Annotated in this window: 16 protein-coding genes; 13 read left to right on the top strand and 3 right to left on the bottom strand. The window is 58.0% G+C overall.

From position 1 onward, the window contains the following. The first annotated feature begins 54 nt into the window (after positions 1-54). Together uxaC and BWI76_RS23650 are read left to right on the top strand one after the other, a co-directional pair. Complete coding sequence (gene uxaC, locus BWI76_RS23645) at positions 55-1,470, top strand: glucuronate isomerase (RefSeq protein ID WP_049087611.1); 1,416 nt, start codon at positions 55-57, stop codon at positions 1,468-1,470. Between the two features lie 14 nt (positions 1,471-1,484). Further along, positions 1,485-3,032 carry an MFS transporter gene (locus BWI76_RS23650; protein WP_004134486.1) on the top strand — a complete coding sequence of 516 codons (1,548 nt, stop codon included), beginning with the start codon at positions 1,485-1,487 and terminating at the stop codon, positions 3,030-3,032. Positions 3,033-3,144: 112 nt separating this feature from the next. Here the strand turns inward: BWI76_RS23650 and BWI76_RS23655 are convergent, their stop codons facing one another. The 3 genes from BWI76_RS23655 to deoC are packed head-to-tail and all read right to left on the bottom strand — an operon-like array spanning position 3,145 to position 6,274. Further along, a complete protein-coding gene (locus BWI76_RS23655; protein ID WP_004134484.1) occupies positions 3,145-3,918 on the bottom strand; it encodes a DeoR/GlpR family DNA-binding transcription regulator in 774 nt (257 codons plus the stop codon). Between the two features lie 47 nt (positions 3,919-3,965). Next, entirely contained in the window at positions 3,966-5,471 is a 1,506-nt protein-coding gene (locus tag BWI76_RS23660) for a xylulokinase (protein WP_049131312.1), read from the bottom strand. Positions 5,472-5,524: 53 nt separating this feature from the next. Beyond that, on the bottom strand, positions 5,525-6,274 hold the full coding sequence (gene deoC, locus BWI76_RS23665; RefSeq protein ID WP_004134476.1) for a deoxyribose-phosphate aldolase: 750 nt from the start codon (positions 6,272-6,274) through the stop codon (positions 5,525-5,527). 363 nt (positions 6,275-6,637) lie between these two features. On the opposite strand from deoC, the gene BWI76_RS23670 reads away from it, so the two are divergent. The 11 genes from BWI76_RS23670 (at position 6,638) to BWI76_RS23720 (ending at position 18,660) form a co-directional block, all read left to right on the top strand. Next, positions 6,638-7,438 carry a DeoR/GlpR family DNA-binding transcription regulator gene (locus tag BWI76_RS23670; protein WP_049087427.1) on the top strand — a complete coding sequence of 267 codons (801 nt, stop codon included), beginning with the start codon at positions 6,638-6,640 and terminating at the stop codon, positions 7,436-7,438. A 109-nt stretch (positions 7,439-7,547) separates the two neighbouring features. Then, positions 7,548-8,237 carry a D-allulose 6-phosphate 3-epimerase gene (alsE, locus tag BWI76_RS23675; protein ID WP_049087428.1) on the top strand — a complete coding sequence of 230 codons (690 nt, stop codon included), beginning with the start codon at positions 7,548-7,550 and terminating at the stop codon, positions 8,235-8,237. A gap of 11 nt (positions 8,238-8,248) precedes the next feature. Continuing rightward, entirely contained in the window at positions 8,249-9,190 is a 942-nt protein-coding gene (locus BWI76_RS23680; protein WP_024358588.1) for a ribokinase, read from the top strand. Between the two features lie 36 nt (positions 9,191-9,226). Further along, a complete protein-coding gene (fucP, locus tag BWI76_RS23685) occupies positions 9,227-10,561 on the top strand; it encodes an L-fucose:H+ symporter permease (RefSeq protein ID WP_049087429.1) in 1,335 nt (444 codons plus the stop codon). 1 nt (position 10,562) lies between these two features. Further along, positions 10,563-10,952: a VOC family protein gene (locus BWI76_RS23690; RefSeq protein WP_004134469.1), complete on the top strand. Its 390-nt coding sequence runs from the start codon at positions 10,563-10,565 to the stop codon at positions 10,950-10,952. A gap of 249 nt (positions 10,953-11,201) precedes the next feature. Beyond that, positions 11,202-12,758: a class I adenylate-forming enzyme family protein gene (locus BWI76_RS23695; protein ID WP_004134468.1), complete on the top strand. Its 1,557-nt coding sequence runs from the start codon at positions 11,202-11,204 to the stop codon at positions 12,756-12,758. Continuing rightward, positions 12,755-14,356: an acetyl-CoA--acetoacetyl-CoA transferase subunit alpha/beta gene (locus BWI76_RS23700; RefSeq protein ID WP_004134467.1), complete on the top strand. Its 1,602-nt coding sequence runs from the start codon at positions 12,755-12,757 to the stop codon at positions 14,354-14,356. Before BWI76_RS23695 ends, BWI76_RS23700 begins: the two co-directional genes overlap by 4 nt. Positions 14,357-14,358: 2 nt before the next feature. After that, on the top strand, positions 14,359-15,093 hold the full coding sequence (fabG, locus tag BWI76_RS23705) for a 3-oxoacyl-ACP reductase FabG (protein WP_004134466.1): 735 nt from the start codon (positions 14,359-14,361) through the stop codon (positions 15,091-15,093). 11 nt (positions 15,094-15,104) lie between these two features. Further along, complete coding sequence (locus BWI76_RS23710) at positions 15,105-16,295, top strand: thiolase family protein (protein WP_004134465.1); 1,191 nt, start codon at positions 15,105-15,107, stop codon at positions 16,293-16,295. Between the two features lie 135 nt (positions 16,296-16,430). Next, positions 16,431-17,768, top strand: coding sequence for an MFS transporter (locus tag BWI76_RS23715; protein WP_004134464.1), 1,338 nt, complete (start codon positions 16,431-16,433; stop codon positions 17,766-17,768). A gap of 13 nt (positions 17,769-17,781) precedes the next feature. Then, positions 17,782-18,660 (top strand): SMP-30/gluconolactonase/LRE family protein, encoded by an 879-nt coding sequence (locus BWI76_RS23720; RefSeq protein ID WP_024358593.1) that lies wholly within the window; start codon positions 17,782-17,784, stop codon positions 18,658-18,660. The last annotated feature ends 69 nt before the right edge of the window (positions 18,661-18,729 follow it).

Here is an 18,729-nt window from a genome sequence, read left to right on the forward strand (position 1 = left end):
ATCAGACAGCGCTTTAGGCTAAAAAAACCGTGTTCAGCGTCTACTGGAGAACTTATGCCATTGATAAATGATAGTTTTATGATCAGCAATCCGACAGGAAAAAAACTCTATCTTGAGATAGCGAGAGAGCAACCTATTATCGATTACCATTGCCATCTTGAGGCGAAGGCTATTTGGGAAAATGAACCTTTCGCCGACATTACGCAGTTATGGCTGGAAGGCGATCATTATAAATGGCGCGCGATGCGGGCAAATGGTATTCCCGAGGAAAAAATCACCGGTAACGCTACCGCTGAAGAAAAATTTGCGGCATGGGCGCAAACCGTTGAGGCCTGCTTCGGTAATCCTCTCTATCACTGGACCCATCTGGAACTTAAATACTATTTTAACATTGATGACACGTTAAATAGCCGTAACTGGCATGAAATAATGACGCGGTGTAATGAGCAATTACGCCGCAAAGAATTCTTACCTCAGGCGTTAATACGCCGTTCAAATGTCGAGGCCCTGTGCACAACGGATGGGCCGCTGGATAATCTGGAATATCATCAGCGGCTGGCGGCAAATAGTGATTTTTCTCCGCTTGTTCTACCGACTTTCCGCCCTGACGAACTCTTTGATACCGATCCAGAAAGCTTTCAGACGTTTATTTCCCGTCTGGCGGAGAAAACCCAAATTCGTATCGCTTCTTTGCAAGACTTTCTGGCCGCTCTGGAATCACGTATCGATTTTTTCCACACTGTAGGGTGCCGCATATCCGATCACGGTCCTCTGGAAATCGTTTACAACCCTCTGGATGAAGCCGCTCTGGCCGCGCTTTTCCAGCGCCGTCTGAAGAACGAGGCCCTGACAAAAGACGAACAGCAGGCGTGGGATAGCGCAATTTTTATCGCACTCGCCAAAATGTATAAGCAGCGCGAGTGGGCTATGCAGATTCACTTTGGCGCAATTCGCAACAATAACAAACCGATGTTTAAGAAGGTGGGCATCAACTGCGGCTTTGATTCCGTTGGCGATCAAACGCTCCTCGCCGGAAGCCTGAATGCGCTCCTCAACGCCATGGGCGAGAACAATGGCCTGCCCAAAACCATCCTTTATAACCTCAATGCCGGCTATAACGATGTGGTGGCCTCTGCGATCGCTAACTTCCAGAGCGGCGAAGATGGCGTGAAATCCCCGCTGCAGTTTGGATCCGGCTGGTGGTTTAACGATACTCGCCGCGGCATGGTCAATCAGCTCAATACGCTCGCCGATCAGGGTTTACTGGCCAACTTCGTCGGTATGCTCACCGATTCCCGCAGCTTCGTCTCCTATACCCGACACGATTACTTCCGCCGGATCCTCTGCGATCTGATTGGAGGATGGGTGGAAAATGGAGAAGTTCCTGACGATAAAAACATTCTTACCTCAATGATTCGGGATATTTGCGTAGAAAACGCACGCCGCTATTTCCGTTTTTCACAAGCCTGAGACAGGTATAAACCATGACCCTTAAAAACAGAAAAGTAACCATTCCTGTCAGTATCGGCTACGGTCTGACGGATATTATGGGCGGCGGCGCCTTTACCGTCATTGGCGCGTGGCTTCTCTTTTTTTATACCACTTTTGTCGGTCTGTCGCCGATTGAAGCGGCTTCAATCGTGGCGATTGCCCGTATTGTTGATGCTATCGTTAGCCTGTTTATGGGCAGCTTCACCGATCATTTCTATAAAAATTATCTGGGTAAAAAATTTGGCCGTCGTCGCTTCTTCCTACTGATTGGCGCGCCGCTCATGCTGGTTTATATCCTGCTGTGGATGAACGGTATGAATTTCTGGTTCTATCTCGCGGTCTACCTGGCCTTTGAAGTTATCGCGGCAATGGTGCTTATCCCATGGGAAACGCTGCCCTCTGAGATGACCAAAGATTTTAACGATCGTACCAAACTCTCCACTTGCCGAATGTTCCTGTCGGCCTCCGGCACCTTTCTCGCCACCTTTATTCCAGGCCTGTTGATCGGCTGGCTGGGCGAGAACAACGCCGATGCCTATTTAATCAACGGGGTAGTCTTTGCCGTTATGTTTACCCTCTGCGTATTCATTTCCTGGAAAGTCACCTGGGAGCGTGAGTTAACGCCGGAAATGCAGGCAGAAATCGAGAAAGAGACGCAGCCTACGACCTTCGGAGAGAAAATCACAGCCTTCGGTAACTTGTTTAAAGAGTACGCCTCTACCCTGAAGGTGCGCGCATTCCGTAAACACCTGGCTATCTATCTCTTTTCCTTCACCGCGAAGGATATCTACAACACGGTGTTTGTCTTTTTCTGCGTCTACTGCCTGAATGTGTCATCCTCTCTGGCGGGAACGCTGCTGTCGATGAGTATCGTTGGATTGCCGGTCACGCTGGCGGCGGGCGTCGCGATCATTAAATACGGCCCCTCCCGGCTTTATGTTTTCGCCTATACCCTGATGATGCTGTGTCTCGGCGGATTCTTCCTGGTCTATCAGTTCCCGACGGATAACAAAGTAATGCTGCTAGTGATCCTCGCGGGCGTTTATCAGGTCGGCCGCTGCGTACTGGAATTTACCCCGTGGAACGTATTCCCGTTTATTCCGGATATTGATGAAATGATAACCCGCCAACGCCGCGAAGGTCTGTTTGCTGCGGTGATGACCTTCTCCCGTAAAACAACGGTTGCCATTGCGACCTTTGCGGTAGGCCTGCTGTTACAGAGCGGTGGTTTCATGAAAGGTAGCCAGGTTCAGCCTCAGGAAGCCATCACCACGATTGCTATGCTGCTATTTGTCGGCACCGCCGGGCTGTTGATCATCGCGCTATGGCAAGCGCTGACTTTCCATCTGAACAAGCGTACGCACAAAATTTTAGTCGACGAGATCGAACGCCTGAAAGCGCATGGTCGCAAGCAGGATGTGACGCCTGAAGCCCGCCATGTTGTGGAAGATCTTACCGGTTACGCTTATGACAAACTGTGGTGTCAGGATGCAACTGCGCCAGCGACCTCCAATAACCCGGGGGCTGCCCTGAACGGATAGATACGGTCGGCTCCCTGCTGCGTAACGATGCCAAAAATGGGAGCCAATCTATCGCTTCTTTCTGATATCTTGCCTCCGTCTGTACAGCAGGTGGAGGCAAAATCAAATCCCGCTACCGAGGCGCCTCTTCATCCAACGAGATCACCTGAATGCCGGCGTTGCGATACGCCTGAACGTCATCGGGCAGACGATCGATCACCACGGTATCAATCCGATCCGCGGCGGTAAATTGGGCAAGGGAGGTGTTATTCAGCTTGCTGTAGTCGCAGACGATAATCACCTGGCTGGCGTGTTCAACCATGCCGCGTTTCGTTTCTGCCAGCATGATATCGGCCACGCAGGCGCCGTGTTTCAGCGACAGCGAATTGGCGCCCATAAACGCTTTATCGACGTTCAGCGTATCGAGAATGGAGCGTCCATTGATCGCCACCACGCAGTGGTACCCCTTCTTGACGATCCCGCCCAGCAGAATGGTTTGAATAGAGGGGCTGGCTTCCAGCTCGCGGGCGATTTGGTAATCGTTGGTCACCACCGTGACGTTTTGTCTGTCGCGAATATTGCGCGCGATATGCAGGGTCGTGGTGCCGGTATCCAGCACGATAATGTCACCATCCTCAACCAGCGCCGCCGCGCGCTGACCGATGCGCTCTTTCGCGCTGAGATTAACGATTTCGCGCGCGTCAGAGGCCTGTTCAAAGCTCGCCCGCGTGCGAAGAACGGCGCCGCCGTGGGTACGGGTCAGCAGCCCCTCCTCTTCCAGCTGGCGGAGATCGGCACGAATGGTGGCGCCAGATACATTAAAGACGTCACACATCTCAGAAACAGCCACTTTGCGTTTTTCCCTGAGAATACTGAGCAACTTCTCCTGTCTTTCTTCTGCAAACATTCTGCCTCTCTCTATATTTACGGCGCTCTCCGCGCGATAGCATACCTTCAGTCTGGCCCCGCGCTCAGCGCATCCAGCCTGTCGTATAAGGTGGCGGATTGCTGGTAGAGCGTATCAAAAAGCTCGCTGCAGGCCTGGTAATAATCCCGCAGACGGGGATCCGGCGAAATCAGCTTGTCGAACTGCACCGTCTGCCGCACGCCGCTGGCAAAATCCGCGTACAGCCCCGCGCCAACCCCGGCGATAATACCGCATCCGGTGACGCCATTCTCCTGATTGCGCGTCGATAATATCGGAAGATTGTACGCCGCCGCTTTGATTTCAAGCCACAGCGGGCTGCGCGCGCCGCCGCCGGAAGCGATCATTTGCTGCGGATATTGCCCGCACGCCTGCAGCTGGCGAAGGTTGCGCCAGGACGCAAAGGCCACCCCTTCCAGGACCGCGCGGAATAAATGGCCGCGGCGATGCTTGCGCTGCAGGCCGAAGAACTGCGCCCGCGAGTTCGTGTGCTCGGCCAGGCGCTCTCCCGTCAGATAGGGAAGAAAGAGTAGCCCTTCCGCGCCGGCCGGCACCGCGGCTGCTTCCTGCAAAAGCTGCGGGTGCGTTATCTGGTTATCGGCCAGCGCCAGCCGCGCCCAGCGGACGGCATCGCCCCCAGCATCCAGAATCGTAAATCCGCCCCAGGCCGCGTTGGCGAGATGGAGGTTATTGACCAGCGGATGGCGTAACGGCCGCTGCGATACCACCGTTATCAGCGTCGACGTGCCGGTGGAGTCGGACGCCATACCCGGCTCATACACGCCCGAACCGAGCAGAGAGGCCGCCATATCCGACGTACCCGCCACCACCGGGATACCGACAGGCAGCCCCGTGGTATCGGATGCGCGCGGCGTCACCTGGCCGATAATGTCGCTGGAAAGTTTAAGCTCCGGTAGCTGATCGACCCGCAGGCCAAACGTTTCGCAGGCTTGCGAAGACCAGGCGCGGGTTTCGCTGTCCATCAGAAAATAGCAGGACGCCTCGCTATAGTCGGTCGCCAGGGCGCCGGTGAGCATGAAATTAATATAGTCCTTCGGCATTAACACTTTGGCGAGCTTTGGCCAACGTTCTGGATGATGTTCACGCCACCAGGCTAATTTGAAAGCCGGCCACGCCGCCGCGGGGGGATTATTTAAATGCGCCAGCCACTTTTCCCGCCCTTCGCGCGCGGCAAAGGCATCCACCTGCGGCTGGCTACGCTTGTCATTCCACAGCAGCGCCCGGTCCTCCACCAGCTCGCCGCAGTCGTCCAGCAGGACGGTGCCGTGCATCTGTCCGCAGGCGCCAATGACCGCAATCTGCGTAACCGTTTCAGGATAGCGGTAGAGCACCTCGCGTATGCATTCGCAGGCGGCCCGCCACCATAGAGAAGGGGCCTGTTCTGACCAGCCCGCACGCGGCGTGGTCTGCTCATACTCCCTTTGCGCAAAACCGACCATCGTGCCATCAACGCGCAAAATAGCGGCGCGGGTACTGCCAGTGCCAACATCAATCGTGAGTATTTTATCTTTCATCACTGACTCCGGTGACGTTTTATGGCGGGCCATCAGGCCCGCGGTCTCTCAGTTTAATCGGCGTTCAGCTCGGGAAAGCGTTCCGGGTGCTGCTCCAGTTCAGTCAGCACTTTGCTGACCGCGCCGTGACTCATGCCAAAGCGGCGGATGCCAAGCTGGTAAAGCGCGCGCACCGTTGCCAGATCGCGAATGCCTCCTGCGCCTTTGATATCGATTCGGCCTTTAAGCTGGTCGGCAATGATGCTGACTTTTTCCACCGTCGCGCCGGTGGGCGCCCAGCCGGTGGAGGTTTTGACCCACTTCATCCCCACCTCTACGGCGATATCGCACACGCGGCGAATCTGCTCCTCATTGAGATAGTGCGTTTCGAGGATCACCTTCGCCGGTACCGGCGCGGCGGCGTCCACCACGCGGCGTAAATCTTCGCGCACATAGTCATAATCGCCGGATAACACTTTGCCGATGTTCACCACCATATCGACTTCGCGGGCGCCATCGGCAATCAGCTGCCGCACTTCCTGAACCTTGGTATCAGTAGCATGCCCGCCGCCGGGAAAGCCGACCGGCCCGCCGATCATCACCTCTCCCGTACCCTGCTGCGGCAGCAACGTACTGAGAAACCGCGTCCAGCAGGGCAGCACGTGGACGGAAATAATGTTGTAGCGGGCGGCCAGCTCAGCGCAGGCGCGAACGTCCGCTTCGGTACTGGTGGCCTGGACTGCGCTCAGGTCGACTAAACGTGCAAAACGACGGGTTGTTTCATTCATGGTTTCATCCTGCTCTTTGTTTTTAATTACTTTCATTTAATGCTGTTAATCGGCTTAAATCCATTTAAAAACGCATCAAATGAAAATAACGTGATCAAATTAGCATTTTTTTATTTTCATTTGTTTTTAATTAGCAGGCAAGAAATGAACAGTGCCCTCGCAGAGCGGGCGTAAACGGTCATAAACGGGCGCAAAGGCAATGTTGCATTTATTTTTGTTTGTTTTTGTTTATGCCTGAATAGCGGGCGAGATAGCAAAAACGCTGGCGGCAGTGCAGCCGAAATGCGTGCGCTATCACACTGTCCGGCAGCGAAAAGCTCGCCTTCGTCGGACATTCCCGAGGTCTCAACGCCCTGCGCAAGGGAAAGGTAATCTGATCATGTACTTCAGGAGAGAGCTATGTTGCCGCTGGAACGTCATCGTTTGATTGTTGAACTGCTGGGCCAACGCGGCGTGATGCGGGTGAATGAGATTGCGCAAGCGACTCGGGTCTCAAGGGAAACGATTCGCCGCGATCTGAGCGAGCTGGAACGGAAAGGGATCTTAAATCGGAGCCACGGCGGAGCGCTGGCGGCGGAAAACCCGCTGCCGACGACCCGAGCGGCAGCGTCCGCCCTGCCGGTCGAAGATAGCCAGGGAAGCTTTCAGCAGAGAACGCTGCTGCACAGCGAAGGAAAAATGCGCGTTGCCCGTAAAGCGCTGCAGTTTCTGCAGCCGGGACAGACCATCGTCCTGGACGGCAGCAGCACCAGCTGGTTTTTGGCCCGGCAGATGCCGGAGATGGCGCTAACGGTAATTACGCCCTCCATCCGCATCTTGCAAACGCTGATGAGCAGACGCTCGTTGCATCTCGTAGGACTGGGGGGCGATTTTTCCCCGACCGAGGAGTCGTTCTTCGGTGAAACCGCCTCACGAACGCTGCGCGAGTACGCCATCGATACGCTCTTTTTCTCCTGCCAGGGTCTGGAGCGCGATAGCGGCTTATATGCGGGTACGGAAGCCCACGCCGCCCTGCTGAAACAGATGATGCTGGCCGCCCGTCAGACGGTGGCATTAGTCGACGGCAGCAAGCTGGGGCGAACAGGCGTCGCGCGCATCGGCGGCTTAGGCGAACTGGACTGTTTAATTACCGAAAAGTTTGCCGATCCGCTGCTGGAAAAAGAGATGACCTGGCATAACGTCGGCCTACAAATCGCCTGAGTACGCCGTCATGACGTGACGGTCAATACGCGCAATGTCGAAACGCCGCTTCATGCGGCAGGGCCAGACTTTGCCTGAAATCAGCCACTACCGGAATAAATGAGGCCTTATGCGTTATTACCTTTCTCCCTCGCTCATGTGCATGGACATGATGAAAGTGACGGAACAGCTGCGCTTTTTAAACGGCAAAGCCGACAGGCTGCATGTCGACATAATGGACGGCCACTATGTCAAAAATCTGGCGCTATCGGCCAGCTTTGTGACGCAGATTCGTCCCTACACATCGCTTCCCATCGATGTCCACCTGATGGTCGAAGAGCCCGCCTCGTTTATCCCGGCGCTAATAGAAGCCGGCGCTGACGCTATTTCACTGCATCCGGAAACCATCTGCCGCGAAGCCTTCCGGCTCATCAATATGCTTCGCCAGGCGGGGAAAGCGGTGGGCATGGTGCTCAATCCCGCCACGCCGGTTGAGAGCATCCAGCACTATCTGCATCTGCTCGATAAGGTCACGGTGATGACCGTCGATCCGGGCTATGCCGGTCAGCCGTTTATTCCCGAAATGACCGCCAAAATCGCGCAGCTTCATCAGCTAAAAGAGACCCGCGACCTCCACTTCTTGCTGGAAGTCGACGGCTCATGCAACCGCACCACCTACCGTGAGCTGCTGGGCGCCGGAGCGCAGGTATTGGTGATGGGCAGCAGCGGCTTATTCCGCCCGGATATGCCGCTCGAGCAGGCCTGGGAAAAAATGTCCCGCGATCTGTCCGCCGCGCTGCACTCCCCCGAGCGCGTATAAAGGAGCGAATGATGTCAGGAAAAGTCTGCGTTTTTGGTTCATTCAATTTCGACATGGTGGCCAGAGTGGAGCGCTTTCCCGTACCGGGCGAGTCGTTAGTGGCCTGCGGGAGTATGACCAGCGCCGGCGGAAAAGGGGCGAACCAGGCCACCGCTGCGCTAAAAGCGGGAGCGAATGTCCACTACATCGGCAAGATTGGCAATGATACCTTCGGCCATTTTGCCCGCCGCCATCTGAAAGGCGTGGGGTTTAACGCCGTGACGCTGCTGGTCGCCGAAGATATCCCCACCGGCAATGCGCTGATTTATGTGGCCGGCAACGATGCTGAAAACATGATCGCCGTCGATCCCGGCGCGAATATGACGGTGAGCGATGATGAAATCGCCGGCTGCGTCCCCGCTATCGGCTGCGCGGATGTGGTTCTGGTTCAGTTGGAGAACAATCTTTCCGCGATTGAACGGGTCGTTGACGCCGCTAAAGCAGCCGGGGCCTTCGTGGTGCTCAATCCCGCCCCCTGGCAGCCCGTTGATAACGCATTTCTGAGTAAAGTGGATTTGCTTACCCCGAACGCGACGGAGGCCGGGTTAATGACCGGGTGTCAGGTCGATAGTCTCGCGGCCGCGGCCGAGGCCGCCGATGCGCTGCATGCCCAGGGCGCGCGCAACGTCATTATCACCCTTGGCGCAAAGGGCGCCCTGCTGAGCGAGCAGGGCGTGAAATCCCCTATCCCGTGCTTCCCTTCTCATCCCCGCGATACCACCGGCGCGGGCGATGCCTTCAACGGCGCGCTGGCGGCGCGGCTGGCCTGCGGCGAACCGCTGCATACCGCGGCCCGATTTGCGGCGGCCTATGCCGCCGTCAGCGTCGAAAAGCAGGGCGCGTCATCCTTACCTGACTACGAAGAGGCACGAGAACGGCTTTTGCGTGCCGCCTCTGATTATGAAATGGCATAAACCCTACTGTATAAAAACCATTAAGAGGATAGCTCAATGAGTACGCTAATAACGGATAAGGTCGATAAAGCGGCGGTCCACAATGAAAAACTGGATACCAGCGCGTATTTACCGCACACCCCCTGGCTGCAATTTTTACTGGTCTGTTGCCTGTTTGCGCTATGGGGCATGGCGGGCAACCTGAATGATATTTTGATCGCCCAGTTTAAAAAGGGCTTCGATTTAACGGATACCCAGACGGCGCTGGTGCAGTCGATTTTTTTCCTCGGCTACTTTTTTGTCGCCCTGCCTGCGGCGGCGCTGATTAAGCGTTATTCCTATAAAGCGGCGATTATTATTGGGCTGTGCCTGTACGCCCTCGGCTGTTTCCTGTTCGTTCCGGCCGCGCAGATCATGACCTACGGCGCGTTCCTCGCCTGCCTGGGGGTGATCGCCTGCGGACTCTCTTTTCTGGAAACGTCGGCAAACACCTACTCAAGCCTGCTGGGCCCGATTCAATCCTCCACCCAGCGCATTAACTTTTCGCAGATCTTCAACTCGCTGGGGGTGATTTCCGGCGTGCTGATTGGCCAGGTGATGGTCTTTGGCGAGAACGATCCGAGCCATGAACAGCTGCTGGCGATGCCCGCCGCCGCCGCGGACGCCGCGCGCCATCAAATGGTCGGCCAGGTGGTCGGGCCCTATCTGATTATCGGCTCCGTGCTGGTGGTGCTGGCGCTGGTGTTCGTGTTTATTAAATTCCCGTCGTGCAAGGGCACGCCGTCACAACAGCAGCAGATCCCGACAGAAAGCATGGGGTCAACGCTGAAACGCCTGTTTGCTATCCCGCGCTTTCGCCTCGGCATCCTGTCGCAGTTTTTGTACGTCGGCGCCCAGGTTGGCGTATGGAGCTTCACGATCCGCTTTGTGCAGCTCGTGCAGCAGGGCACCAGCGAGCACTCCGCGACCTACTGGCTGCTGGCTTCTCTGGTGATTTACGCCGTGGGTAAAACCGTCGCCACCTGGCTGATGAACCGCCTCAATCCGGCGCTGCTGCTCGGCACCTTTGCCCTGGCCGCCACCGTCCTTTTATTGATTGCCGTATTCAGCAGTTCAATGCTGGCGGTCTATGCGCTCATTCTGGTCAGCTTCTGTATGGCGCCATGCTGGCCGACCAACTTTGGCCTGGTCATTAAGGGCATGGGGAAAGATACCCAGACCGCAGGCTCGATCGTAGTGATGTCGATTATCGGCGGGGCCGTTATTCCACTGGTGATGGGCATTATCTCGGATATGAACGGCGGCAATATGCAAATCGCCTTTATCGCTCCGCTCCTGTGCTTTGTGTATGTCGCTTTCTACGGTTTCTGGTGCGTGCGTAAGGGGGTATAACATGCGCGAACTTATCAACACGATTGCTCATATTGGCTATCAGGTCAGCGACTTAACGCGTTCGCTTGCCTTCTATGAACCGCTGGGCTTTCAGCGCCAGCAGCGGTTTAGCAAGCCGTCGCCGCAGGGCACTATTGAAGTCGCGTTCCTGGAAATGGCGGGCGCCGTCCTCGAGCTGTATCAGCTTCCCGCAGGAACGCCCTTTGACGCTCCTCGCTGCGGTATCGATCATCTGGCGCTGGAAGTCCGCGACCTGGATGCGGTGCAGCAGCGGCTGGCGGCGCTCGGCTATCCGCTCGATGAAGGGCCGATTGAGGAAGAAAATGTGCGCTTCCTGCTTATTCGCGGCCCCGACGGCGAACGGCTCGAGTTCGATGCCTTTAAACGCTAAGCGGCAGGGCTGATCCCCTTCTTCCTTTTAGGCCCGGTTAATACGGGTCTAAAAGCGGGCTTCCTCAGGCTTTACAAAAGCCTGCCTGATTCCAGTATTTCTCCCCCCTACCCGGCCTCTCCTGCCTATTGTGCAATGTTACAAAATTGCTTCCGTTTTGTTGATTTTCTATTGTGAGCCATTCGGCAATTTCCTCTCCTGAATTTCCCCAGACTACTTCCAGTCAATACGCAATATCAGGAGAGACAAATGAGCAGCACCTCCGCCGACTTCCAGAATCTTTACCAGGCCCTGAGCCGCAGCGCCGCCCGCAGCCCGGATGCCCTGGCGCTGGCGTTTGAGGATCGGCGCTATCTGTACCGCGATTTTCACCTGCGGGTACAGCGAGCGATGGCGCAGCTTGACCGCATCTGGTCGCTGCGCAAAGGCGACCGAATCCTGCTGGCCTGGGGGAATCATCCCGCTTTTTGCGAAGTCCTATTTGCCGCGCTGGGTCTGGGCATTGAAGTGGTGCCTTTCAGCACTAAGCTTAAGCAGGCCGAAAGCGAGGAGCTGGTGGGCCATATCGCCCCGCGGGCCGTGCTGTTCGATGCGACCGTGCAGGACTGGCTGAAACAGACTCCCGACGCCCTCTGCGTTTCGCTCAGCGAATGGCAGGCGCTCTCTCTTCCCGATCCGCTAACCCGCCTGCCGACCCCGGTTAACCGCGATGATACGGCGGTGATGATGTTTACCTCCGGTACCACCGGAGAGCCGAAAGGGGCGATTATCACGCACCACAACCTGCTCTGCGCGATTGACGCTTACGCGCAAAAACTGAATCTCACCGCCGCGGATAGCACCATTCTGGCGGTGCCTATCTATCACATCACCGGCCTGTCGGCGCTGCTGGCGCTGTTTATTAGCCTCGGCGCGAGCCTCTGGCTACAGCACCGGTTTAACGCCCCGCAGGTAATCAACACCCTGCGCGAGCAGAACATTACCTTTCTGCACGGCTCGCCAACCATTTTTATCCTGCTGTGCCAGGCTGCGCGCGAGCAGAGCGCCAGCCATCCAGGCGATTTCCCCGCGCTACGCACGATTGCCTGCGGCGCGGGCCACCTGAGCGACGGACTGATCGCTGAGCTAAAAACCCTGTTTCCGCATACGGCGATTCAGCCGATCTACGGTCTCACCGAAACGACCTCGCCCGCCACCATCTTTCCAGGCGATGTCTGGGGCAGCGATAAATGCGGCAGCTCGGGGCAGGCGATCCCCGGCCTCGCCATTGCGATCCGCAACGATCGCCAGCAGCCCCTCCCCGCCGGGCAAATCGGGCATATCTGGCTCAAAGGCGATGTGGTGATCCGCGAATACTGGCAGCACAGCGAACGACGCCCGAGCTGCGATGCGCAGGGCTGGTTTTGTACCGGCGATCTGGGCTATCTCGACGACGAAGGCTGGCTGTACATCAAAGATCGCAGCAAGGACATGATCAATCGCGGCGGAGAGAAGATTTACTCGCTGGAGCTGGAAAACATCCTCTCTACCTATCGGGGCGTACGGGAAGTTGCCGTGATCCCGACCCCCAGCCCGGTCTATGGCGAAGAGCCGGTGGCGTTTATCGTGCCGGACGGTCAGCACCACCTGACCAGCGAAGAGATCCTCGGCTGGCTGAAGGTCAAAATCGCCCGCTTTAAGCTGCCGGCGCGCATTATTTTCACCCGCGTTTTACCGCGTACCCATAACGGAAAAGTGAGCAAGCAGCAGCTCAAAGCGCGCCTCGCGGAATCCATCATCACGCTATCAACGGAGGATAAAAAGTGAGCAGCAAATTTATCGACGCCCATCAAGCGGCGCAGTGGGTCGCCAGCGGCGACACCGTCTGTACCGTCGGGATGACGCTTATCGGCGCGGCGGAGTCCATTTTAAGCGCTATCGAAGCGCGCTTTCTGACCGCGGGCGAACCGCGCGATCTGACGCTGCTGCATGCCGCTGGGCAAAGCGATCGCCAGCGCGGTATCCAGCACTTCGCCCATCCGGGTATGGTGACGCGCCTTATCGGCTCGCACTGGGGCCTGGCGCCGCGCTGGATGGCGATGATCAACAACAACGAAGTGGAAGCCTGGTGTCTGCCGCAGGGGCAGATCGTTCATCTCTATAGCGCGATGGCCGCCGGACTTGCGGGGAGGCTTTCCCCCGTCGGGCTCGGTACCTTTGTCGATCCGCGCATGGAAGGCGGGCGGATGAACGCCCGCACCCGCGAACGGCCCGATCTGATCGAGCACGTGACGTTTCGCGGCGCCGAATATCTGTTTTACCCGGCCATTCCCCTGGACGTGGTCATTGTGCGCGGCACCCATGCTGATGAAGACGGCAACCTCACGACCGATGAAGAGGTGATGAAGCTGGAAGTTCTGCACGCGGTTCTCGCCGCCAGACGCTATGGGGCGAAGGTGCTGGCGCAGGTGAAATATCGCGTGGCGAAAGGCTCGCTGCATCCGAAAAGCGTCACCGTTCCCGGCAACCTGATTGACGCCATTGTGGTGTGCGAAGAGCCGCAGATGGATCACCGCCAGACCTCCAGTTGGGACTTCGATCCGGCGCTGTGCGGCGATATCCAACTGCCCGCCGCGCAGAGCGCGCCGCTGCCGCTCGACCTGCGCAAACTTATCGGGCGGATAGCCTGCCGCTATCTGACGCCCGGCTGCGTCATCAATCTCGGCACCGGCATTCCCAACGACGTTATTGGCGCCATCATTCACGAAGAACGGCTCGGCGAGCAGGTCACCATCACCGTGGAGTCGGGGATCTACGGCGGCCAGCAGGCGGGCGGCGTTGATTTCGGCATCGGTCGTAATCTGAGCGCGATGATAGGCCACCAGGATCAAATGCTCTATTACAACGGCGCGGGAGTCGATATCACCTTTATGGGCGCCGGCGAGATGGACCCGCACGGCCACGTCAACGCTACGCGGCTCGGCGCATCCTGCCCCGGCGCGGGCGGTTTTATCGACATCACCCAGAATGCCCGCCACGTCGTGTTCTGCTCCTCTTTTACCGCCAAAGGGCTGGAGATCGCCTGTGAACAAGGGGCGCTGCATATCCGCCGCGAAGGCGAGGTACGTAAATTCGTCGCCGGGGTTAATCAGATTTCTTACAACGGCGAGCTGGCCCGCGCCAAAGGACAAACCATGCATTACGTCACCGAACGGGCGGTTTTCGAACTACGCCCGGAGGGGCCGGTGCTGACGGAAATCGCCCCCGGTATCGATCTTGAGCGCGACATCCTGGCGCATATGGATTTTCGTCCGACGATCGCCGCGGATCTTCAGGTTATGGACAGCCGCTTGTTCACCCCGCAGCCCTGCGGCCTCGCGGAACATCTGTCCCGGAATTCATCCTCTGACTCACAAGGAAATTAGCTATGAAACTTGCCAGTAAAACCGCCATTGTCACCGGCGCCGCGCGCGGTATCGGCTTTGGCATTGCTCAGGTGCTTGCGCGGGAAGGCGCGCGCGTGATCATCGCCGATCGCGACGCGCACGGCGAAGCCGCCGCCGCGTCCCTGCGCGAATCGGGCGCACAGGCGCTGTTTATCAGCTGCAATATCGGTGACAAAGCGCAGGTCGAAGCGCTGTTTTCCCAGGCCGAAGAGGCGTTTGGCGCGGTGGATATTGTGGTGAATAACGCCGGAATCAACCGCGACGCCATGCTGCACAAACTCTCCGAAGCGGACTGGGATACGGTGATCGATGTCAATCTGAAGGGCACTTTTCTCTGTATGCAGCAGGCCGCCATCCGTATGCGCGAGCGCGGCGCGGGCCGCATTATCAATATCGCTTCCGCCAGCTGGCTTGGCAACGTCGGACAAACCAACTATTCGGCGTCAAAAGCCGGCGTGGTGGGGATGACCAAAACCGCCTGCCGCGAACTGGCGAAGAAAGGCGTCACGGTCAACGCCATCTGCCCGGGCTTTATCGATACCGATATGACCCGCGGCGTCCCGGAAAACGTCTGGCAAATCATGATCAATAAAATACCCGCGGGTTACGCCGGGGAGGCGAAAGACGTTGGCGAGTGCGTGGCGTTTCTGGCGTCTGACGGCGCGCGCTATATCAACGGTGAAGTGATTAACGTCGGCGGCGGCATGGTGCTGTAAGGAGAAAAACGATGACACAGGCTAATGATATTGTGGTTGTCAGCGGCGTCCGTACCGCTATTGGCACGTTTAACGGCAGTCTTAAGCATACCCACCAGCATGACCTCGGGGCGGCGGTTATTCGCGAAGCGGTCAACCGCGCCGGACTTGCGCCGCAGGATATCGACGAAACGATCGTCGGCAACGTCGGGCAAATCGCCGAAAGCGGTTTTATCGCCCGCATCTGCCAACTGCGGGCGGGGATCCCACAGGAGAGCACCGCGTATTCGGTTAACCGCCAGTGCGGATCCGGGCTCCAGGCCCTCGCGGACGGCATGATGCAGCTGCAAAGCGGCCAGGCCGAGGTGGTCGTCGCCTGCGGAACGGAAAATATGACCCAGCTCCCCTACTACCTGCGTAAAGCGCGCGATGGCTATCGCATGGGCCACGGCGAGCTGGAAGATGGGCTGATCTCCATTCTCACCTGGCCGGAAGGGCCTTATCACAACGGCATCACGGCGGAAAACGTTGCGCAACGTTTCGGTATCACCCGCGAAGCGATGGACGATTTCGCCTGGTCGAGCCAGCAGAAGGCGCTGAAGGCGATCGCTGAGGAGCGCTTCCGCGAGCAGATTCTGGCTCTTGAGGTGCCGGACGGCAAAAAAGCGACCCGCCTGTTCGCGACCGATGAACACCCGCGCGACACCCCGCGCGAAAAGCTTGCCGCGCTGCGTCCGGCATTTAAAGCCGACGGCGTGGTGACGGCGGCCAACTCCTCCGGCATTAACGACGGCGCGGCCGCGCTGGTGATGATGACCCGCCAGCAGGCGGAAAAGCGCGGCCTCACCCCGCGTATGCGAATTCGCGGCTGGGCGGTTGCCGGCTGCGGCGCGGAGATTATGGGGTTTGGTCCCTCTCCCGCTACCCGACGCCTGATGGACCGTCTCAATATGGATGTTCACGCCATCGATTTAATTGAACTCAATGAGGCCTTCGCCGCCCAGGCGCTGGCGGTGATGAACGATCTGCGTCTCGATCCGGCCCGCGTCAACGTCAACGGCGGCGCGATCGCTCTCGGCCATCCGGTGGGCGCCAGCGGTGCGATCCTGCCGGTCAAACTGATGTATGAAATGGCGCGCAGCGGCGCGCGCACCGGTCTGGTCACCATGTGCATCGGCGGCGGCCAGGGGATTTCTATGCTGTTCGAGCGCGAAGGCGCTTAGGAAAAGACGGCCCGAAGTGGGGCTTCGGGCCGGGCGTCGTTCGGGTCAGCACCCGGCGACAACCTGTGAGCTGACGAACGGGATCGACGCGATCCCGGCAAGGCTTCTGACCACGAATACGGGGAAATAATAACCATGTCCGCAATAAATGAAAAGGCGGTAAACGGGACGCAGCTACAGCGCACCCATAAAAAGATCTACCGCCATTTGATGCCGCTACTTATCGTGGCGTACATCATCAGCTTTATTGATCGTACCAATATTGGCATGGCGAAAGCGACCATGTCGGTGGATATCGGCCTTTCCGCAACCGCATTCGGCCTCGGGGCCGGGTTGTTTTTTCTCACCTACGCGGTGCTGGAGATCCCCAGCAACCTGTTTTTAACCCGGATTGGCGCGCGGCGCTGGATCGCCCGCATCATGATCACCTGGGGGATCATCTCCTGCGGTATGGCGTTCGTCACCGGGCCTACGTCCTTTTACGTGATGCGCCTTTTGCTCGGCGCCGCCGAAGCGGGGCTGTATCCGGGCATTATTTACTACCTGACCCTCTGGTTTGGCCGTGAAGAGCGCGCTAAAGCCACCGGCCTGTTCCTGCTGGGGGTCTGCCTGGCCAATATTATCGGTGCGCCGCTGGGCGGATTGTTATTAAGCCTTGATGGAATGTCCGGCTGGCACGGCTGGCAGTGGATGTTCTTTATCGAAGGGCTGCCCGCGATAGCGCTGGCGTTCGTCGTCTGGCGCAGGCTGCCGGATAAACCCGCCGACGCCCGCTGGCTGGACAGCCACGACGTACAGGCAATCACTGCGGTGCTGGAGAAAGAAGCCGAGGAGACGCGCCATACGCCAAGCCGCTTTTCCCTGAAAACCGCGCTCACCACCCGCGTATTTTTGTTGCTGGTGCTGATTTACTTTACCCACCAGTTCTCGGTTTACGGCCTGAGTTATTTCCTGCCGGGGATCATCGGAAGCTGGGGCCAGCTTACCCCGCTGCAGATCGGTCTGCTGACCGCCATCCCATGGATCGCCGCCGCCGCTGGCGGGATCCTGCTGCCGCGTTTCGCCCGGACGGAACAGCGTTCGCGCAGCATGCTGATGGCCGGGTATCTGGTCATGGCGACCGGCATGGCGATTGGCGCGATTGCCGGCCACGGCGTGGCGTTGCTTGGCTTCTCGCTGGCCGCCTTCATGTTCTTCGCCATGCAATCCATCATCTTTAACTGGCTCCCCTCGATCATGAGCGGGCATATGCTGGCGGGCAGCTTCGGCCTGCTTAACTGCCTCGGATTGTGCGGCGGCTTTCTCGGGCCGTTTATCCTCGGCGCGTTTGAGGACCGCACCGGCGCGGCGACGTCCGGCTTATGGTTCGCCGTCGCGCTACTGATTGTCGGCGCGCTGGCATCTCTGTTGATTAAAAGTTCGTCATCCTCTACCCCCGCCTCGGCAAAACAGGCCCGCGGCGAAAACGCTTAATCAGGAGCGCCTTATGCGTATCGAAGTGTTACTGGATTTAAAAACTCGCCTCGGCGAGAGCCCTGTATGGGATATCGAGCAGCAACGTCTTTGGTGGGTAGATAGCCTCGACGGGCGCCTGTTCGCCTGTAACGCGCAGGGCGGCGCTATTAAGAGCTGGGACGTGCGGCAGAAAATTGGCTCTTTCGCCCTGCGCCAGAACGGCGAAGGCGCGGTGGTAGCGCTACAGAATGGCGTTCATCTGCTCGACTTCGCCAGCGGCGGGCTGACGCTGCTGCACCATCCGGAAGCGGACCGGCCCTTTAACCGGCTCAACGACGGTAAAGTCGATCGTCAGGGACGCTTTCTGTTCGGGTCGATGGATATGCGCGAAGAGGAGCCAAGCGGCGCGCTATATCGCCTGGACGCCGATCTGTCACTGCACGTGCTGAAGAAAAATATCATCGTCTCTAACGCCCCCTGCTGGAGCCCCTCCGGCGAAACGTTCTACTTTGCCGATACCTGGACGGGCGAAATCTGTGCCTGGGACTACAACACCGCGACCGGCGATCTCTCTGGCGAACGTGTCTTTTGCCACGTCGATCGCAGCGAAGGCGGCGCGGCGGATGGCGCCACCGTGGACAGCGAAGGCTATCTGTGGAACGCGCTGGTCTATGCGGGCAAGCTGGTGCGCTACACGCCGGAGGGCGAGGTCGATCGCATCATTGAGATGCCGGTGAAAAAAGTCACCAGCGTGATGTTCGGCGGCGAAAACCTCGACGTGCTGTACGTCACCTCAATGGCGCAGCCGCCGCTACCGCGCTTCCCGGAAGATAATCAGCTACGCGGCAGCCTGTTCGCCATTTACGACCTGGGCGTCACCGGCGTAGCGGAACGGCGCTTTGCCGGTTAAACGAATATCCGGCTCGCCGCGATAACAATAATACCCGGCGAACCCACTCTGACCCTGATACCTGGCGGC

This window comes from Klebsiella sp. M5al, assembly GCF_002090195.1.
GTDB lineage: Bacteria > Pseudomonadota > Gammaproteobacteria > Enterobacterales > Enterobacteriaceae > Klebsiella > Klebsiella grimontii.

Bases quoted from the DNA above. Each gene is read 5' to 3' on its own strand.
- alsE (WP_049087428.1), top strand. From the start codon at position 7,548: ATGCGTTATTACCTTTCTCCCTCGCTCATGTGCATGGACATGATGAAA.
- BWI76_RS23655 (WP_004134484.1), bottom strand. From the start codon at position 3,918: ATGTTTGCAGAAGAAAGACAGGAGAAGTTGCTCAGTATTCTCAGGGAA.
- BWI76_RS23690 (WP_004134469.1), top strand. From the start codon at position 10,563: ATGCGCGAACTTATCAACACGATTGCTCATATTGGCTATCAGGTCAGC.
- fabG (WP_004134466.1), top strand. From the start codon at position 14,359: ATGAAACTTGCCAGTAAAACCGCCATTGTCACCGGCGCCGCGCGCGGT.
- fucP (WP_049087429.1), top strand. From the start codon at position 9,227: ATGAGTACGCTAATAACGGATAAGGTCGATAAAGCGGCGGTCCACAAT.
- BWI76_RS23720 (WP_024358593.1), top strand. From the start codon at position 17,782: ATGCGTATCGAAGTGTTACTGGATTTAAAAACTCGCCTCGGCGAGAGC.
- BWI76_RS23710 (WP_004134465.1), top strand. From the start codon at position 15,105: ATGACACAGGCTAATGATATTGTGGTTGTCAGCGGCGTCCGTACCGCT.
- uxaC (WP_049087611.1), top strand. From the start codon at position 55: ATGCCATTGATAAATGATAGTTTTATGATCAGCAATCCGACAGGAAAA.
- BWI76_RS23670 (WP_049087427.1), top strand. From the start codon at position 6,638: ATGTTGCCGCTGGAACGTCATCGTTTGATTGTTGAACTGCTGGGCCAA.
- deoC (WP_004134476.1), bottom strand. From the start codon at position 6,274: ATGAAAGTAATTAAAAACAAAGAGCAGGATGAAACCATGAATGAAACA.
- BWI76_RS23660 (WP_049131312.1), bottom strand. From the start codon at position 5,471: ATGAAAGATAAAATACTCACGATTGATGTTGGCACTGGCAGTACCCGC.
- BWI76_RS23680 (WP_024358588.1), top strand. From the start codon at position 8,249: ATGTCAGGAAAAGTCTGCGTTTTTGGTTCATTCAATTTCGACATGGTG.
- BWI76_RS23695 (WP_004134468.1), top strand. From the start codon at position 11,202: ATGAGCAGCACCTCCGCCGACTTCCAGAATCTTTACCAGGCCCTGAGC.
- BWI76_RS23650 (WP_004134486.1), top strand. From the start codon at position 1,485: ATGACCCTTAAAAACAGAAAAGTAACCATTCCTGTCAGTATCGGCTAC.
- BWI76_RS23715 (WP_004134464.1), top strand. From the start codon at position 16,431: ATGTCCGCAATAAATGAAAAGGCGGTAAACGGGACGCAGCTACAGCGC.